This is a genomic window from Deltaproteobacteria bacterium (genome assembly GCA_040223695.1).
Lineage (GTDB): Bacteria > Desulfobacterota_D > UBA1144 > Nemesobacterales > UBA2774 > JAVKFU01.
On the sequence record JAVKFU010000017.1, the window covers coordinates 77,146 to 95,247 of the forward strand.

18 protein-coding genes and 1 pseudogene are annotated in these 18,102 nt (G+C 48.2%); 14 read left to right on the forward strand and 5 right to left on the reverse strand.

The annotated features are described in order from the left end of the window. The first annotated feature begins 13 nt into the window (after positions 1 to 13). From gspD to RIG61_08265, 9 genes are all read left to right on the forward strand, one after another. Positions 14 to 2,707: a type II secretion system secretin GspD gene (gene gspD, locus RIG61_08225; protein MEQ9619144.1), complete on the forward strand. Its 2,694-nt coding sequence runs from the start codon at positions 14 to 16 to the stop codon at positions 2,705 to 2,707. A gap of 15 nt (positions 2,708 to 2,722) precedes the next feature. After that, positions 2,723 to 4,411: a type II secretion system ATPase GspE gene (gene gspE, locus RIG61_08230; protein ID MEQ9619145.1), complete on the forward strand. Its 1,689-nt coding sequence runs from the start codon at positions 2,723 to 2,725 to the stop codon at positions 4,409 to 4,411. 44 nt (positions 4,412 to 4,455) lie between these two features. After that, entirely contained in the window at positions 4,456 to 5,661 is a 1,206-nt protein-coding gene (gene gspF / locus RIG61_08235; GenBank protein MEQ9619146.1) for a type II secretion system inner membrane protein GspF, read from the forward strand. Between the two features lie 15 nt (positions 5,662 to 5,676). Next, complete coding sequence (gene gspG / locus RIG61_08240; GenBank protein ID MEQ9619147.1) at positions 5,677 to 6,105, forward strand: type II secretion system major pseudopilin GspG; 429 nt, start codon at positions 5,677 to 5,679, stop codon at positions 6,103 to 6,105. Further along, entirely contained in the window at positions 6,102 to 6,617 is a 516-nt protein-coding gene (locus RIG61_08245) for a type II secretion system protein (GenBank protein MEQ9619148.1), read from the forward strand. The genes gspG and RIG61_08245 overlap by 4 nt, the downstream gene beginning before the upstream one ends. Before the next feature lie 217 nt (positions 6,618 to 6,834). Further along, positions 6,835 to 7,044: a hypothetical protein gene (locus RIG61_08250; protein ID MEQ9619149.1), complete on the forward strand. Its 210-nt coding sequence runs from the start codon at positions 6,835 to 6,837 to the stop codon at positions 7,042 to 7,044. Beyond that, positions 7,004 to 7,675 (forward strand): prepilin-type N-terminal cleavage/methylation domain-containing protein, encoded by a 672-nt coding sequence (locus RIG61_08255; protein ID MEQ9619150.1) that lies wholly within the window; start codon positions 7,004 to 7,006, stop codon positions 7,673 to 7,675. Before RIG61_08250 ends, RIG61_08255 begins: the two co-directional genes overlap by 41 nt. Before the next feature lie 43 nt (positions 7,676 to 7,718). Beyond that, on the forward strand, positions 7,719 to 8,825 hold the full coding sequence (locus RIG61_08260) for a general secretion pathway protein GspK (protein MEQ9619151.1): 1,107 nt from the start codon (positions 7,719 to 7,721) through the stop codon (positions 8,823 to 8,825). Then, a complete protein-coding gene (locus tag RIG61_08265; GenBank protein MEQ9619152.1) occupies positions 8,810 to 9,961 on the forward strand; it encodes an AAA family ATPase in 1,152 nt (383 codons plus the stop codon). Before RIG61_08260 ends, RIG61_08265 begins: the two co-directional genes overlap by 16 nt. Positions 9,962 to 10,037: 76 nt before the next feature. On the opposite strand, the gene RIG61_08270 is transcribed toward RIG61_08265, so the two are convergent. Next, positions 10,038 to 11,057 (reverse strand): zinc-binding dehydrogenase, encoded by a 1,020-nt coding sequence (locus tag RIG61_08270; GenBank protein ID MEQ9619153.1) that lies wholly within the window; start codon positions 11,055 to 11,057, stop codon positions 10,038 to 10,040. 106 nt (positions 11,058 to 11,163) lie between these two features. Here RIG61_08270 and RIG61_08275 point away from each other — a divergent pair, with 106 nt between their 5' ends. Beyond that, complete coding sequence (locus tag RIG61_08275; protein MEQ9619154.1) at positions 11,164 to 11,436, forward strand: hypothetical protein; 273 nt, start codon at positions 11,164 to 11,166, stop codon at positions 11,434 to 11,436. A gap of 68 nt (positions 11,437 to 11,504) precedes the next feature. Here the strand turns inward: RIG61_08275 and RIG61_08280 are convergent, their stop codons facing one another. Continuing rightward, on the reverse strand, positions 11,505 to 11,990 hold the full coding sequence (locus tag RIG61_08280) for an acyl-CoA thioesterase (protein ID MEQ9619155.1): 486 nt from the start codon (positions 11,988 to 11,990) through the stop codon (positions 11,505 to 11,507). Positions 11,991 to 12,130: 140 nt separating this feature from the next. Next, on the reverse strand, positions 12,131 to 12,793 hold the full coding sequence (locus RIG61_08285) for a class I SAM-dependent methyltransferase (GenBank protein MEQ9619156.1): 663 nt from the start codon (positions 12,791 to 12,793) through the stop codon (positions 12,131 to 12,133). A 73-nt stretch (positions 12,794 to 12,866) separates the two neighbouring features. On the opposite strand from RIG61_08285, the gene RIG61_08290 reads away from it, so the two are divergent. Further along, positions 12,867 to 13,091, forward strand: coding sequence for a hypothetical protein (locus tag RIG61_08290; protein ID MEQ9619157.1), 225 nt, complete (start codon positions 12,867 to 12,869; stop codon positions 13,089 to 13,091). A 119-nt stretch (positions 13,092 to 13,210) separates the two neighbouring features. On the opposite strand, the gene RIG61_08295 is transcribed toward RIG61_08290, so the two are convergent. Beyond that, on the reverse strand, positions 13,211 to 13,879 hold the full coding sequence (locus RIG61_08295) for an ATP-binding protein (GenBank protein ID MEQ9619158.1): 669 nt from the start codon (positions 13,877 to 13,879) through the stop codon (positions 13,211 to 13,213). Positions 13,880 to 13,999: 120 nt separating this feature from the next. Here RIG61_08295 and RIG61_08300 point away from each other — a divergent pair. After that, a pseudogene (locus tag RIG61_08300) lies at positions 14,000 to 14,857 on the forward strand (neutral zinc metallopeptidase). A gap of 34 nt (positions 14,858 to 14,891) precedes the next feature. Here RIG61_08300 and RIG61_08305 read toward each other — a convergent pair. Further along, positions 14,892 to 16,133, reverse strand: a complete 1,242-nt coding sequence (locus RIG61_08305) for a dicarboxylate/amino acid:cation symporter (protein MEQ9619159.1) — start codon at positions 16,131 to 16,133, stop codon at positions 14,892 to 14,894. 411 nt (positions 16,134 to 16,544) lie between these two features. Here RIG61_08305 and RIG61_08310 point away from each other — a divergent pair, with 411 nt between their 5' ends. Together RIG61_08310 and RIG61_08315 are read left to right on the forward strand one after the other, a co-directional pair. Further along, positions 16,545 to 17,273 carry a hypothetical protein gene (locus tag RIG61_08310; GenBank protein ID MEQ9619160.1) on the forward strand — a complete coding sequence of 243 codons (729 nt, stop codon included), beginning with the start codon at positions 16,545 to 16,547 and terminating at the stop codon, positions 17,271 to 17,273. 291 nt (positions 17,274 to 17,564) lie between these two features. Continuing rightward, on the forward strand, positions 17,565 to 17,963 hold the full coding sequence (locus tag RIG61_08315; protein MEQ9619161.1) for a DUF3568 family protein: 399 nt from the start codon (positions 17,565 to 17,567) through the stop codon (positions 17,961 to 17,963). Positions 17,964 to 18,102: the final 139 nt, after the last annotated feature.

The window sequence follows — 18,102 nt, forward strand, 5'->3', positions numbered from 1 at the left end:
TGAGGATTACACAATGAAAGGATTGCTGATCAATGTTCTGATTCTCGGTTTTTTACTGACACTCTACGTATACGTTAATACCGACCACGAACAAACGGTTATCAGGGAAAATTCCGCCGAAACAATGGAACTCGAGCGGGAATCCGGAATTAATACCTCGAAGAGCGATGATATAAGCTACAAAATACAGGCAGGGGACACGCTGTCGCAGATCGGCGAGAAATTTCAGATATCCGTGAGTGATATAAAAGAATTAAACGGTTTGACCGGGGACCAGATTGTTGTCGGAGATTATATAGACATACCCCGGAAGGATACGCAAGACCCCGAAGACGGCCGGGACTACGGTTCTTATGATGACTTTGAGAATTCGACTATAATGACTCAATCACTCGAGGAATATGAAACGCAAGCGCAAAACGGCGGCGACTCCGAACAGAGCAGAGAGGAACGCAAGGCGGAGATTGAAAGAAGGCGGCAGGAACTGCTATTACAAAGACAGCAAAAAAGACAGAAGATCAGAAACGGACGCACACAACCAATACAATCTCTCGAGGAAGCTACTGAGCCGGAAGAATCCGAACCCGTTACCGGGGACACCAAGCCTGAAATAGTCATAACCGATGGTGAAATAGTAAACCTTCAGGCTGAAATGGATGTTCAGGACCTGATCCAGACAATAAGCGAAATAACAGGCCAGAACTTCGTACTCGATGAAACTGTCAAGGGAAAGAAGATAACAGTGATAGCGCCCGGCGGATTCAAAAAAGAAAACGCAATGAGACTTTTCGAGACCATCCTGAGCTTAAACGGGTTCTCGGTGGTAAAGAAGAACGGCACAAATATTGTAGTCCCGAAAAGAGATATTAAAATCAGCAGTATTCCAACCGAGGTCGGAACCGATTACGCGGAATCCTCCGACAGATACATAACCAGGCTCATACAGCTCCAGAACGTGAACGCAAGCGAAGTCGCGAATATTCTGAAACCGCTAATATCCCGTGAGGGGGACATAGTGGTTTATCCGGCCATGAATATGCTCATCGTCATAGAAACGGTGGATAATCTGAACCGTGTGCTCAAGATAATCGAAAATCTCGATGTCGAAACCGAAATAGAATTTATAAAAATACATAACGCGGATGCCGCCGAAGTAGCGGCCAAACTAGTAGAGATATTCGGGGGCACGGCTTCATCCGGCTCGAGCGCGCAGCCTCGGACAAACCAGCAAACGCAAAGACAGCAATCAACATCACGCACCAGGCGTAATCTTCCCGGAAGCTCCGAGAGACAGACGCAGGCCGCGATCAGCTCTCAAACAACCGGCCAATCCGCGGCAGTGGGATTCAAGGTGATAACGGACGAAAGGACAAATTCTCTCATTATCATCGCTTACCCCGATGACATGGCGAAGATTAAGGCCGTAATTGAAATACTGGATGTCGAGACAGACGAGCCGGAAGAGGGAATTTTTGTAATTCGCGTGCTCAACGCCGACGCTGAACAGCTCGTCTCCGTCCTGGCCAGTCTTTTCGGAGGCACAGGGGGGGGCGGCTCTCTGGTATCATCGGGAAGAGCGCAGACAACCTCGGGAGTCGGGGCGGGGTCCTCCCCGTTCGGAGGAACTAGCACTACGGGAACATCATCCGCCCTATCACGTCAGGCAATACAGAGGGGAGCCGTTTCGGGATCGAGTGTTGTGGCGGAAACCGACGAGATCCGGGTTACAGCGGACCCGGCTACAAACTCTGTAATCATTATAGGATCCAAGAGAGATTATGAAACTATAAAAAAAGTTATCGAAGAGCTGGACGTTCGAAGAAAACAGGTATTCGTGGAAGCCGCGATACTGGAAGTGAGCCTCGATAAACTCAGATCATTCGGCACCAATCTGAGCATAGGGTTTACGGTCAATGACGATACTCTGGGATTCGGGGGGACTGTGCTGCCGGGCGTACCGAGCCTGCTCGGGGTTGCGGCGGACCCGGAGGCATCCGTCAACCTGCTTGGAAGTCTCTCAGGTCTTTTCCTGGGCGTTGTCGGGGAGGAAGTAGACCCCGACGGTTCGGGCCCGATTCCGCCTATCCCTTCATTCAGCGCGCTGTTCCAGGCACTGACCTCGCTTACCGACGTGAATGTCCTCTCCACACCCAGCATTATTACGACAGACAACGAACCGGCTGAAATTATCGTGGCCGATGTCATACCGTTCCCCACGGGGAGCACTGTCGGGGACAGCGGCGTAACCGTGCAGACAATTCAGAGAGAGCCCGTGGGTATAAGACTTTCGATCACCCCTCAGATAAGCGAAGGGGATTTTCTGAACCTGAATATACTGACCGAGGTGTCGGCGATCAGAGATACACCGGTACAGGGATTAAATACCGCCCAGTTTGGTATCGCAACTACGACCAGAACGGCGGATTCATCCGTGGTTGTTAAAAACGGGCAGACAATCGTAATAGGAGGCTTGGTTCAGGATAGAGAGAGCGTCCTTCAAAACAGGGTGCCGGTTCTGGGAAGGATCCCGGTCCTGGGCAACTTGTTCAAATTCAAGCAGCGACAAAGCACCAAGATTAACCTGATGATTCTGCTTACCCCCAGAATTGTTGAAAACGAGCTGGATATGCAGCGCATACTTGAAGAAAGGCAAAGGCGGAATATGCTTCTACAGGAGAGGGGATTTAACAGAGAGGAAGATAACTGATATTTCCGTACAGTCATGAAGAGCATACAAGAAATAATAAGCGAAAGGAATCCCGAGGCAGTCCTCAAGATAGAGCAAATTTTAGCCAAAAACGGAGAGAGTCTTGAAGAAGCCCTTATAAAATCCAACATTCTGGATGAAGAGGAAACGCTGGAAGTCCTGTCGGAGTTTTACGAGTTCCCTTACACGCTTACGATTCCGGAAAAAGACATCGATTCCGAGCTGATAAAAATCCTTCCAATAAGCTTCGCGAAAAAATTCAGGATAATACCTTTTCAGAAGAAAGACGGCAGGGTCACAATAATTTTTGCCCCTCCCCTGGATCTGTATGCCCTTGATGAGATGAAATCGCTTTTTGAATGTGAACTGGACCCCGTTGTGGCTCTGAATCACGTCGTTCTCGACAGCATCAACCGTGTCTATGAGCGCGGTAAAGAAGTTGAGGAGGGAATAGAAGACGACTCAGCGGGCATCTCGGAATATGACATACAGGAACCGAAGGACCTCCTCGAAGCCGAGGATGAAGCCCCTATTATCAGATTCGTCAATTCGCTTATGTTTCAAGCGGTAAAGGAAAAAGCAAGCGATATTCACCTTGAGTGTTTTGAGAAGGAATTGTCGGTGAGATACAGAAAGGACGGAATACTTCACGAAATCACATCCGTACCTAAAAAGCTTCAGGCATCCATAATTTCCAGGGTAAAAATTATGGCAGAGCTGGATATTGCCGAGAAGAGAAAGCCTCAGGACGGAAGAATACGCGTAAAAGTAGCCGGAAGGGACGTCGATGTGCGTATTTCAACAGTCCCGACCATATGGGGGGAAAGCGTTGTCATGAGGCTTCTGGACAGGTCGTCGGTGCTGCTCAGCCTGGAGGACCTCGGGCTCAAAGGCAAAAAACTGGAGACCATTGAAAGGCTCATTCACCGTCCTCATGGAATAATACTCGTAACAGGGCCTACCGGTAGCGGTAAAACCACGAGCCTCTACGCCAGTCTTGAGAGAATCAATTCGCCGGACAAAAAAATCATTACGGTTGAAGACCCGGTTGAGTATCAGATTCAGGGTATAAATCAGATTCAGGTCAACCCTAAAGTAAACCTTACTTTCGCAAACGGTCTCAGGTCAATCCTCCGTCAGGACCCCGACGTTATTCTCGTGGGTGAGATTAGAGATAAAGAAACCGCCGATATCGCGATTCATGCCTCCCTGACAGGACACCTGGTTTTTTCCACGCTTCACACTAATGACTCCGCAAGCGCAATAACCAGGTTGATAGATATGGAAATCGAGCCTTTCCTCGTCGCCTCGTCCCTAATGGCTGTAATAGCGCAGAGACTTCTACGTTTTTTATGCAGTCACTGCAAAGAACCCTATGAACCCCATGACGATGAACTCTTAAAGATCGGAATAAAACGTGACCACCTGAAGGACGGCATATTGTTCCGCGCCACCGGATGCGAGAAGTGTTTTGATATGGGGTACAGCGGAAGAACCGCAATTTTCGAAATCCTCCTGATAGACGATGATATCAGAAACCTGACATTGGGCCATGTCGATTCAACCAAAATCAAGAGAAAGGCGATGGAGCACGGAATGACAACGCTGAGATCGGACGGTGCAGAGAAGATACTCCAGGGGTTAACCTCGATCGATGAAGTGATGCGCGTAACCGAAGAGGAGAGTACCGTTGATCCGACTTAACGGGTCATGCGCCGGATTAGAGCTTGCCGAATTTTTATTAAGAAATGCCTGTATATAAATATAAAGCTATCGACGAGACAGGAAAGACCGTTCAGGGTATCGTAGATGCGGAATCCCCGAAGGGCGCAACCGACAAACTCAAACGCCAGGGCGTTTTTCTATCGTCTCTAAATGAAGTTAAGGAGGGCAAGTCCAGAATATTTATTCCGTTTAGAGGAATAAATATCGCGGAACTTGCGGTCACTACAAGGCAATTCTCCACTTTAATTTCCGCGGGCTTGCCCCTGGAGGCCTCTCTCGCAGCGCTCTCGGAGCAAACCGAGGATGCGAGACTCAGCCAGGTTCTTACCCAGGTCAAGGATAGGGTGAGCGAAGGAAGCTCTCTCGCAAACGCTTTGAACGAGCACAGAAATATATTCTCCGATCTGTACATAAATATCGTCAGAGCCGGCGAGGCGAGCGGAACGCTCGACATCGTGCTGCTACGGCTCGCCGATTTTCTCGAAAAGCAGGCCGCCCTTACCTCACGGGTAAGGAGCGCGCTCATCTATCCGATATTCATGTTTTTCATCGGCGGCGGCGTACTGTTTTTCACCATGACTTATGTCATACCGCGTATAGCAAAGATTTTTGAGGACAGCGAGAAAGCACTGCCTCTCATGACCGTTATACTTATAAATATAAGCGGATTCTTCAGCAACAATATACTGCTGCTGTTGCTGATTATTCCGATTATCGCATTCGCCGCTTACAGATTCAACGGGACCGAACGGGGGAAGATGTTATTCGACCGCCTGTCATTGAAGCTGCCGGTTTTCGGCAAAATAAACTCTATGGTAGTAGTATCGAGGTTTACGCGGACCCTGGGAACCCTGCTTGCAAGCGGTATCCCCCTTCTGGACGCGCTTAAGATAGGGGAGGCCGTTATGGGAAACCAGGTCTACGGCAAAGCCCTTGAAGAGGTCAGAATAAATGTAAGAGAGGGAAGCAGCCTGGCTCAACCCCTCCGGCAGAGCGGTGTATTTCCCCCTCTTGTAACAAGGATGATCGCGGTCGGTGAACAGACAGGCGAGATGGAACAGATGCTTACAAAGGTAGCGGATATTTACGATCAGCAGGTAGAGACCATGGTGTCTACACTCACATCCCTTCTCGAACCGGTTATGATAGTAATAATCGGCGCCGTCATGGGGTTCATAGTGTTCGCGGTTCTGCTGCCGATATTCAATTTGACACAAACTATAGGCTAAAAGGAGGTATAAGAAATGAGAGCTCAAGGTGGTTTTACGCTAATTGAGATAATGGTTGTACTTCTGATCATCGCGGGGCTTGCGTACATCGTAGGGACCAATGTTATCGGGAGATTCGGAGAGGCCAAAAAAGAGGAGACAAAAATTCAGATCAAAAATCTGGAGTCCGCCCTGAAGCTGTTTAAGCTAGATAACGGTTTTTATCCGGAAACACAGCAGGGTATTAGTGCGCTGATTCAGCCGCCGACTGTGGGCAGAGAGCCCTGCTGCTATGCCAGGGACGGATACCTGGAGGGCAACCAGGTCCCGCTCGACGGCTGGAAAAACGAATACATTTATATAGGCCCTGACCAGACAGGCGACGGCACCTACGAAATAATCTCCATCGGAGAGGACGCGGTTCAACAAACGGAGGACGATATTTCGAGCCGCAATATACAATGAGCCGCAGGAACGGTTTTACGCTTATCGAGCTTCTGGTTGTGATTATTCTCATCGGCGCTCTGGTTTATATTGCCGTTCCCAAAATCAAGAGCGGTACGGAGATAAATATAAAGAGCGCGTCCCGGAACCTGAGCGGCACGATAAGGTATTTATACAACGAGGCGGCTTTTAAGAAAAACATATACAGGCTTGTGTTTGACGTCGAAAACGATGAATACTGGATAGAGTATTTGAACCAGAATGAGTACGTGCAGTCCGCCGATCCGTATCTCAGAAGAAGAAAGCTTCCGAGCGGTGTTCATTTCAGAGACGTAATTACGGAGCGGACTCTCGGCAAGAGTTCGCTCGACGATTCAAAGGAATTCATACTGTTTCTGCCCACGGGCTTTGTAGAGCCCGCTGTTATTCATCTCGCAACCGACAATGAGGACTATTACACACTTGAGACAAAACCCTATACGGGCGGAACGAGGGTATATAACGAGTATGTAGAGCTTCTCAGGAGTAATTAAACTGTATTCAAGTACGAATAACCGATTATCTACAAAATCAGGCCGCCGGGATAAAGCTGCCGGCTGTCGCACGGGATTCACGCTGCTCGAAGTTATTATCGCCGTTGCGATAATAGGCTCAACCCTGGCGATACTTCTGGGGGCCGTTAACAAAAATCTCATACTGGCTTCCCGGTCTAAAAACCTTTCCGCGGCGTCCTTCCTCGCACAGAGAAAAATGGGAGAGATAGAGAGCGAGGGGTTCCCGGAAATCGGCAACAGGGAAGGGGTATTTGAGCAAGACCCCGATTTTAAATGGTATACGTCTGTGCAGCCCTATAATATAGAGCAGCTCGGCACGGATATAAGAATAGTAATTTTAACTATTACCTGGAATGAGGGGAACAATGAATTTACTGTCGCAACGGCTATCTCAGACTACAAATAAAGGCTTTACGCTTATCGAAGTGCTGATCGCGATATTTATCGCTTCAATAGTGCTTACGGTGCTTTATTCCTCTTTCTTTCAGATAATCAAGGCTAAGGAGAATATCGAGGAACAGCTGGAGCTATACCATGAGGCGAGAGTCGTTATGTCGAAACTTACAAAAGACCTGGTTACGGCGTTCCCGAGAGGGCTCGTTAACTCCGACACAACAAACATTGCTGCGCCCTTCTTTTACGCAACAAAAGAGGGCGGGCAAAGCGAATTGAGCTTTACATCCCTGGCGAGAACCCCGACTCAGGGTTCACGGGAATCCGATCAGACGCAAATCAGTTATTTTACGGAACCGATCCCTGATACAGACCTCTACGCGCTCATCAGAAGGGATAATCCTACGATTGAAAACGAGAACGGAGGTACTCAATATCCGATATCGGAGCGCATAGTGGCGCTTAATCTTTCATATTTGTTTACCAGCACGGAGGGAGACGGCGCTCAGGAATTTACGGCTGAATGGAACTCGAACGAAACTCTGGAAATTCCAAGCGCGGTTAATGTGGAGATAGTCATGCGAACCCCGAGGGGGGAAGATCTGGAATTCAGCACACTGGTAATAATACCGGTTGTTAATTAATATTATCAACTTTGAGAGCAAAGTAATGAACCCGAGCAAGATTATGGGAAAAAGTAATTCAACGAGCATAAATAAGCGAGATTCCGAAAAGGGTATAGTTCTTGTAATAGTTATCATCATCTTAGCAATTCTGATGATACTTGTTACTGATCTTATATATTTCACACAAATAGACACCGAGATCTCCGCTAATACGAAAGACGAGATAAAAGCGCGCTATATTGCGAAGTCTGGAATTCATGTCGCAGCAGGGACACTAAAGGCAAGGCCGCTTGAAGAGCTATCGGAAATAACGGCGGCTTTTTCCGGTCAGAACGAGAACTCGGAGGGCTCCTGGGCAATCAGTGTCCCCTATTTCCCGGTAGGTGACGGAAGCGTATCCGTTACTGTCGTCGATGAGAGAGCAAAGATCAACCTTAACTCCCTGGTTAACCCGTCCACAAACCAGGTCGACCAGCAGGTGCTTACCGAGTTAAAAGAGCTTTTCCGATTCCTTGAGGTAGACGGCGCTAAATCCGACAGATTTACCTCCAGCCTTATTAACTGGACGGACGCTCCCATTGAGGGGGCCCCGAATGACCAGGACTCATCCGGCGCGAACGGTGATTTTTACTCCAGCCTCGAAGATCCTTACAGAATAAAAGACGGCCCGCTCGACACTATTCATGAGATACGCATGATCGACGGGATGGACGATGAATTTTTTAATCAGATCAAAGATTACGTTACCGTATATCCGGGTGATAAAAAAATAAATTTCAGCACCGCTCCGAAGGTGGTATTGATGGCAGCGATAAAAGGCTCTGCCGTTTCGGCGATAGGGGGAGAGGAAAACCCGTCGGAAAATGAAGTTGACGATGACGTGGCGGAGCAGATAGCTGATGAAATAATCGCCGCCAGGGAGGACGAGCCGGTTATAGACCAGCGAAAAGCCAGGGAGCTGGCCACGAACATAGACCCGACCGCCCAAATAAGCGCCGGTCTCGTCGGTGTTGCTCTCGGCAGCGGTGAAAGCGAAGTTTTCTCGGTAACGGCCATAGGCAGCCTGGGAGAAGAAAACCCGACAAAGAGAATAATAGAAGCGGTACTGAAGAAAGAAAGACAAAACAGGGAAGAGGTTGTAGATATACTGACATGGAAAGAGCTCTAGAAAAATTAAATCAAATACGGAATGATTTGAAGGCAAGCTACTATGAAAGGGACGAGGTCATAGACGGATCTCTCTGCGCGCTGCTTACAGGGCATCATCTGCTCCTGATAGGTCCCCCGGGCACGGCCAAATCACAGCTGGCAAATGAAATATGCCGCAGAATCGGCGGAGCACGTTATTTCCAGTGGCTTCTTACCAAATTCACCACTCCCGAGGAGCTGTTCGGGGCGGTTAGTCTGAAAGGGCTTGAAAACGATGAATACAGAAGGGTGATATCGGGCAAGCTGCCCGAAGCGCACATCGCTTTTCTGGACGAGGTGTTTAAAGCAAGCTCATCCATTCTGAATACCCTGCTCACTATCATGAATGAAAGGATTTATTATAACGGGACTGAAATATTGAATATACCGCTTATTTCATTGTTCGGCGCCAGCAATGAGCTCCCGTCGGAAGAGGACGAGCTCGAGGCCCTCTATGACCGCTTTCTCCTAAGATACGTGGTCGATTACATAAAAGAGGATTTCAGATTCCTGAAAATGCTGAATACGGAATCGAGAGTCAGCGAGGATATGGCAATAACACCTCAAGAACTCGACTACCTTAAGGTGGAGGCGAATAAAGTCAGCGTTCCATCGAATATATTGAAGCTTATATCACGCATAAGGAAAGAGCTAGGGAAGAAAGGCGTAACCCCGTCCGACAGGAGATACAAGCAGTCAATATCGCTGCTCAAGGCCAGGGCCTACCTCGAAGGAAGAAATGAAATCTCCGAGGATGAGCTCCGTTTTCTGGAAAATGTGCTCTGGAGGGAGCCCGGGGAAAAACCCGAAGTTCAGTCCGTAATCCATCAAGCACTTCACGGATACAGGGACAGGCTCAGGGAGCTTCTCATACAGGCGAAAGAGCTCGACTCATACTCAAAGCGAGACTGGGAAAACGAAGAGATGCTTATAAAAGCCAACATAGAATCCCAGACAAAATTAAAGCAGATAGTCTCGAAGCTCGAAGACCTGGTAGAAGAATGCAGGGAAAGGGGAAAACCCGCCGATGAAATTTATAAAGCGAAAGAAGAGATTGAGGGTATTCAGAGGGAAATTCTCGACAGGCTGGTGTCGGGGAAGGAGGAAATGGCGTAGCAGGCATTGTGATATTTCACCGGCTATTACGGATACGGGCAATATTCATCTTTTCCACGCCTACAATTAATAAACTTCATCCGCCTATTCTCAATAGAACCTTGCCGTAACTCTTTCGGGATTCAACATATTCATGCGCGGCCGCCGCCTGATCGAATGGAAACACCTTGCCGATTACAGGCTTTATATCGTGTTCCGTGACGAACTTTTCCAGCTCGGAATAAATCAGCTCCATCCGCCCGGGCTCCCGGTCCAGCAGATGCCCCAGGTGGAAAGACATTACGGCATGAGACCCCCGAGCGAGCTCGCCCACCCCTACTCTGGGAATATCCCTCCATGTTTTTATCCAGGACAGGGGATTCCGCCTGTTTAGATCCAAGCTTGCAAACCCCGTTACAACAACTCGGCCAAAGGGAGTCAAAACCTGCATGCTTCTTTTAAAGACATTACCCCCGACCACCTCAAGCACCGCGTCCACTCCCCCGCTTACGCCTAGAAGCTCTTTAAAACAGTCAGGATTACGATAATTAAAAGACTCCGCCGCTCCAAGGGATTTGATCAAGTCTAGCTTTTCCCGCGAACCGGCCATACCGTAGACCTCGCACCCTGCCCGGGACGCGAGCTGAGCCGCGGCGGTCCCGACTCCGCCTGCAGCCGCTGTAACGAGCACCTTTTCCCCCGGGCGAATCTTAGCCATTTTGAAAAGCGCAACCCAGGCAGTCATATAATTAACGAGGAAGGAAGCTCCATCCTCCATACCAAAACCGGGGGCAAGGGGCACCGCGCTTTCTTCAGGCACAGCTATTTTCTCCGCATATGCTCCGTGCTTGGCACCGACCATTACACTCCGGCCTACACGTGAAGGATCTACCCCTTCTCCGACCTGCTCGACAATTCCCGAGCACTCCATACCCAATATGTAGGGAAGCTTCGGAGCCCATCCGTAGAGTCCTTTACGAGAAAGAATCTCGGCGTAATTAAGGCCCGCGTAAGCTGTTTTTACGAGCACCTCCCCCCTGCCCGGCACCGGCTCTTTCACCACAGCGGGAGCAAGCACCTCGGGACCGCCGTGTTTTTCAAGCAGAATAGCTCTCATCAGCAAACCCCTTTTTGGAATTGAAAATTCAAATAATGTAGCTTATTATGATTGTTCGAGATTGCAACGGAACAGTGCTGATAATAATTAAAAAGGCGGTGAGTATATGAAACGATTTCTGATAATTCCGGCGGTCATTGCTGGTCTGCTCTCATGCGGAAACCCCTATGAGATTCAAACCCTCCAGGAGCAATCCGTAACCCAGATTCCGTGCCCTCCGGACAGGATCGAAATCATCGAGCATGTAATTCACCAGGACGGGAGCGCCTCGTGGACGGCTCTCTGCCAGGGGAGAACGTACAGCTGCCGGAGGGCGGCGGGAGAGGCATCAAATCCCGAGGTCAGCTGCTCGGAGATGGAATCACAGATGCCGGAGTAACCGAACGGACTTTCAAGGCAGAAAGGGTAAAATCCGAATCGGGCATATTGAGATAAGTACAGCCGATCTCACGAGTGCTCCTCCTCGGCGGCGCGTCTTTCCGCGCTTCTTTTCTTGATATTTTCACCGAGCTTCCAGTATTTCTCGTCCTCTTCCGTGAGGAGCTTGAGCGCGGGGACCGGCCTCGGCTCGCCGTTTGCATCGACTGCGACAAATACGAGATATCCCCGGCACGTGAAATCCTTTCCGGGACTGAACTTGCCGACCCTGAAAACGTCCACTTTTACCACCATTGATGTACGCGCCGAGTAGATCACTTTAGCCTTGAGCTCCACGATGTCGCCCGTTTTTATCGGCTTCTTGAAATCCACGGCCTCGATAGATGCCGTCACAGCATCCTCATTCGCAAACTGCATTGCCGCAAGCGCCCCTGTCATATCCATGAGCTCAAGAACCCTTCCCCCGAATATCGTACCGTAATGGTTGGTATGGGTCGGGAATACGAGCTCTGTATTTATTACTTCCACCGCCTCTTTTATCGACTCTTTTTCCAATTTTCATCCTCCCGCTCAATATCTCGCAAATTGTTCTGTAAGGTTATGAAAATATACCAGAGAAGCTTTCGCCTTTTTCAAGCCGGATTTCTCCTATTATTTTTTCCACTAAGCTTTTTTATTTTTTTCTTTTGTCAGTTTCACATCTCCCCGTAAACGATAAAATGCCTGTCGCTTACCCTCTCCACTTCGAGATGGCTCAAATCTGCACCGGTCAATTGCTCCTTTATTTCATCTGTTTCAAATGCCGAGAGAAGAGAGTTATAAAAGTCCCTTTTCAAAATCTCGGGCTCACTTGAAGAATACAGCTCGACGAGCGACTTCGCCTCATTCACATCCTGAGGCCTGAGAAGGTCCATCACGAATATATAAGTTCCTTCGGAAGAGAGACGCTTTATCATCTCCCAGAAGACTTCAGGCACTTTGAGATGATGAAGGAGACTGTTGCTTATGATAAGGTCGTACTCTCGTTCGCCCCAGAAATCCTGAATCATGCTTTGGAAAAATCGAACTCTCTCATCCGGACCGGGGCTCTCACCGAGCCTCTTTTTCGCGAAATCGATCATCGCCCCGGAGCCGTCAACCGCGTCTATTACAGCTCCTGGTAACGCCCCCGCGATCCTGAATGTTATATCCCCCGCGCCGCATCCCGCGTCGAGGACGGATTTTCTTTGATCCGGGGAAGGACAGCATCTGTGCAGCAGCTTTATGAAATTGGAGTGAGGCTCCTCGAAGTCGGCCCTGCCGTAAGCTAAAACCTGTTCGGGATCAATCATTAATTCAGGTTCCGGTGTCCTTTTCATTTGACTTTATTCCGGGGGCTTTTCTTTTTTCAATTCTTATTCATTATTATTACTCAAAAAGCGGAGCAAAAAAATGAGCGAAAATTCAAAATCTTCAAAAATCATTGAGCTTATGCAGCTGGGGTTCAATGTTTCACTGGATGCGGCGGAATATCAGGACGAAATGGACACGATCCTGGAGACAGCCAGGATGTTTAACTCCACTCTCGTCCTGAGAAATTTTCCCGAATCGATGCTGAGCGAAAAATTTCTAAAAAAATTAAAAAGCCACTCCAATAAGATTATAATTGAAGTCTAGAGCAGCGGATAAATAGATATAATCCGAGGCGAGTAGATCTCGCGTTAATTTCACGAAACAACCTCTAAACTCTATCCACCCGCGTGTAGTATTGAGATTAGTAATTCTAAGAGACTAAATTAAAGCGGAATAAGGTCGCAATAATAAAATCTGCTGTCCCTGAAAACAATATCTCCTTTACTAAAGTCAATTCTTTCATTAAAGACGGGTCCGTCATACACGAAGGTGTGGAATTCCCCGTTTTCACCGCACGGATCTACGCCCTCTGGCAGGTCGGATAAAAAATCATAATCGTAATCTCTTCCGGCGAAACTCCCGTCAAGCGCTTCAGAATCAACGCAAATAGCAACGGCTTTAAAGCCCGAATCTATAAACCTCCGAGCGAGTTTTCGCGTATCCTTTTTCCAGATCGGGAACAGGCACTTAATACCAATACCGCCCAGTTGTTTTTCGCGGTATTCCCTTATGTCTTGAAGAAATATATCTCCGTATATTACCGTTTCCACGCCGAGTCCCCTGTATTTCAATAATACGCTCTTGAAAGCTGCCTCGTATTCGTTATTATCGGCATTTTTAGAAATAAGTACTTTTTCAAGCGGATACCCGAGCGACGTTACCTGCCTATCTAGTAAATCGCATCTGAGCCCGTGCATGCTTACCCTCCCGTAATCGGAAGTGACGGTTGTGATCAATGCGGCAATCTCGTATTCCCCGCCGCTCTTGGCATATTCGAGAGACAGGGCGCTGTCTTTACCCCCGCTCCACGAGAAAAGGGCTTTTTTCTTCATCGGAATATTTATATTACCGGTTTCTCGAAGAAATGTGATTCGCCCCGCTTAAGTTTTTATAGATATGAAAATTAAAATATGTTACTTTTTGAAACTACAATCAGCCTGAGGGATAGATAAATGCGATGGAGAATGGGCCGCAGAAGCTCAAACGTGGAGGACAGGAGGGGAGCGAGAATATCGAGAAGGACCGCTGGCGGCGGAATCGGGCTGCTCGTCATCGTAGTAATCGCAATCCTGCTCGGAGCTGACCCGGGCAAACTTCTTAATGAAGTCACATATACTGGAAGCGAACCAACCTCTCATTACGAACAGACGACATCCTCTGAGGGAGACGGGCAGCTGGCCGACTTTGTATCGGTTGTTCTTGCTGATACCGAGGACACCTGGAATGAATTATTCAGAAACTACGACGGCGGGTACCGGGAACCTACTCTCGTACTTTTCTCAGGCGCGGTCGATTCCGCCTGCGGCTTCGCTCAATCCGCTATAGGCCCGTTTTACTGTCCCCGCGATGAAAAAGTCTACATAGACCTCAGTTTTTACAGAGACCTTAAATATGAACTGAATGCGCCGGGGACTTCGCTCAGGCCTATGTCATCGCCCACGAAGTAGGACATCACGTTCAAAACCTGCCTCGGAATAAGCAACCAGGTATATAACGCACGTCGCGGGTTGAGCGAAGCGGATTCAAACAGGCTGTCGGTAATGCAGGAACTGCAGGCAGATTGTTTTGCCGGTATCTGGGCGCATAAGGCCGACAGAACCAGAAATATACTCGAGCAGGGCGATATAGAAGAGGGTTTAAATGCCGCAAGCGCCATTGGAGATGACCGGCTGCAAAAACAATCGAGGGGATATATCGCTCCCGATTCATTCACACACGGAAGTTCCGAGCAAAGGGTCAGGTGGTTTAAAAAAGGACTGACAACAGGTGACGTTAATTCCTGCAATACATTTGAGGCAGAAAGTTTGTAATCGTCAAATTGGACAGGAAAAGTTAAATGGTTTCCTAAGTCTTTTGAGTGTCGATATCGTCCCTTCCGTCCTCAAAACGGTCAATTACCGCGGCGCCTATGCAATCCCCCCAGACGTTTATAGTGGTCCTGAACCTGTCAAGCAGCCAGTCTATCGCCAGAATAAGCCCTATTCCCTCCATAGGAAGACCGACCGCCTTTAATACAAGTACCATTGTTACAAGCCCCGCCTCCGGTATACCCGCAGCGCCTATGGCGGCAAGCGTGGCGGTAAAAAATATAATCACCATCTGTGCCATTCCAAGCTCGATCCCGTAGCTCTGAGCTATAAATATCACGGCGACGGCCTCATAAAGCGCGGTGCCGTCCATATTGATTGTGGCTCCGAGAGGCAAAACGAATCTGCCCACCTTCGGGCTTACCTTCGCCTCCTCTATCACTCCCTCCATCGTCAGGGGCAGAGTAGCCGAAGACGAGGCGGTAGAGAACGCCGTGAGCAGCGCCTTTCCAAGATGGGAGAGGTATTCGAGGGGATTTCTTCCGGCCAATAATAAAAGTATAAGAGGCAGTACAATAAAACCGTGAACGGCAAGGCCAAGCACGACACTGAGCACGTATTTACCGAGCTCCATCGCAAGGGTTATGACTTCGCTACCCCCTCCGGCCAAGCCGATTCGCTCCGCTATCAGACTGAATATGCCCACGGGTGTGAATATCATTATCCAGTGCACTATCTTCATCACCGCCTTATCGAGCAGGGTGAATATATCGAGAATAAGCTTGCTCTCCTTTCCGAGGCTGGCGAACGCCGCGCCGAAGAGAATGGACGCTATGATGAGGGGCAGTATTTCGAACTCCTCGGCCGCGTCGAAAAGATTCGGGGATATGAATTTCAATACAATAATATCGATGAGACTCATATCCTCCTTCCCTTTTAGAACTTCAGGCATCTGGCCGGAAACAATCGCGCTTCCCTCGCCCGGATGTATCAAATTCACAATCACGATGCCGATGAACACTGCAATCGCGGTCGTGAACAAATAATAAACAAGGGTCTTTAAGCCCAATGACCCCAGATTTCCCACTTTTATTATGCTGAGAGTAATCGAGATAACTATCAGAGGGAGCACTATCATCTTCAACGCGTTCAGGAACAACTCCCCGAGAAAACCGAGCTTGACAGCCGTCTCCGGCAAAAATGAGCCGACGATTCCGCCCAGAACCACGCCTATCAGAATTCCTACAATCAGATAATGTCCTCCGAAAAGCTTTTTCATCTTTTACCCCGGATCTATTATTTTCAGCTCGGCTTCAATCCAACCTACGACAGTGTTAAACAAGAAGTTTTGTATTCTTACCGAAAAAAGCCCAATTGAAAACACCCGCCATGAGTTAGTGCTTAGAGGAAACCAGACATGATTGACACATCCAATCCGAAATACTAGCCCGAATCCGCCGGAAGAACTCTACACAGCGGTCGTCATCAACGATCAATTGATGTGCTATCCTTTTTAGTAAGTTAATAACTTGCACCGGTCTTATGCTCTCTCCGGTAAAGAAAAAGGAGAATAGAAATGCCTCCAATGCTACACAGCCATATTCGAGTGAAACGCAATGGAAAAAATTACCTCCTTATTACGGTTCTAACCCTTGTGTCATTTCTATTTAATCCGTTCCCGGCGCTACCGATGAGCGTTCCTCCACTGAGTAAAAAGGAAGAAGGCTCCTTTGTCACTTTCTATAAAGAAGGGGGCAAAAGATGGGAAGCCAAGTGGGAAATGGAAGAATTCGAAGAGAACGGAGTAAGGATGATAAGGATTACTATGAATGCAGAGGGTCTGACGAGCCCCTTCACGAGGGATATGAAATGGGAGTCCGTGTCCGTGTGGAGAGCAGACGGCAGCTTCACACCGCTTAAAGCCGAGACGGAGATCAGAGATATGGAGGGAAATCCGGTCATGACAGAAGAAAAAACAATTGACACTCAGAACGGGACTGCGACATTTACACGTAAAGATTACGAGGGAGACGGTTCTCTTGAGAAACAATTCGGAGTTTCACCCGATTTATTGATAGTCGAAGGACTGGTAGTCGCCCTTCGTTCCCTCCCCTTTAAATCAGGCGGGACCATCAAGACACAATTCCTGACAAACGAGCCTGAATTGTACAACGTTGAATTCAAGCAAAGCGGGATTGAAAAAGTCAAAACCCATGAAGGCGAAATCGAATGTTTTAAGGTCGAACTCGTGCCGAAACTGGGCATTCTCAATGCGTTTAAGGTATTTTTTCCGAAAACATATTTTTGGTTTACCATTGCGCCCCCTCACAGGTGGGTGAAGTATCAGGGATTTGAAAACGGTCGCGACACACCCGAAGTCGTGATGGAAGTTAAGAGCTTCAAAGAAATCGGCCGATAAGGTTGAATAAGCTTAAAGGAAACCGGCGAAATAAAACCATGGTAAAATATTAATCCTCCAAAAATGAACCTGTGCCGCGATAAAATCTTCCCTCTTTTTTTCATTAGAAACTATAATCCCTGTCTGAATCGAAAATTTAAAATATCGCGAAAATCGAGATCTTGTCGTATATCTCTTTTTTTCAGGGAGATTTTAGCAGTTGCCTTTATCAATCATCACCGGATATAATTGAATGTAGGAACATTGAGAACCTTCTGGCAAAAGATAATGAATCCTCAAGGAGACAGGATAATGAAAAAACAGAAACTACTGATTGTACTGTTGCTCGCTGCAAGTCCGTTCATACTGACCGGATGTCTCGCGGCGGCGGCGGTAGGAGGAGCCGCGGCGGCAGGCGCGGGTACGGTCGCTTATATAAAAGGGGAGCTAAAAGCAACGGAGGAAGCCTCTCTCGAAAAAACATGGGAAGCGACAGTCGGAGCAGTCGATGAGCTGGAGTTCCTAGTTATAAACAAGATTAAAGATGCTGTCTCAGCGGAGCTTGAAGCCAAAACGGCAGACAATAAAACGGTTAAGATAGAGCTGAAGAGGGTTTCCGATAACCTGACCGATATATCAATCAGAGTAGGGACTTTCGGTGACGAATCACTTTCACGCTTCATACTAAGCAAGATAGAAGCAAGGCTGTAATTCATAACCGTTGCTATTATCCGGTTTTAAAATTTCGTCTTGAAAAACAGGAGTCCCGGGGCATTCCAGTAAAAAGGTCCCGGGACACTCTTAAGCAAACAGCAGGAAATCGGAATTTAACTCAAAAACCTTACTCCGT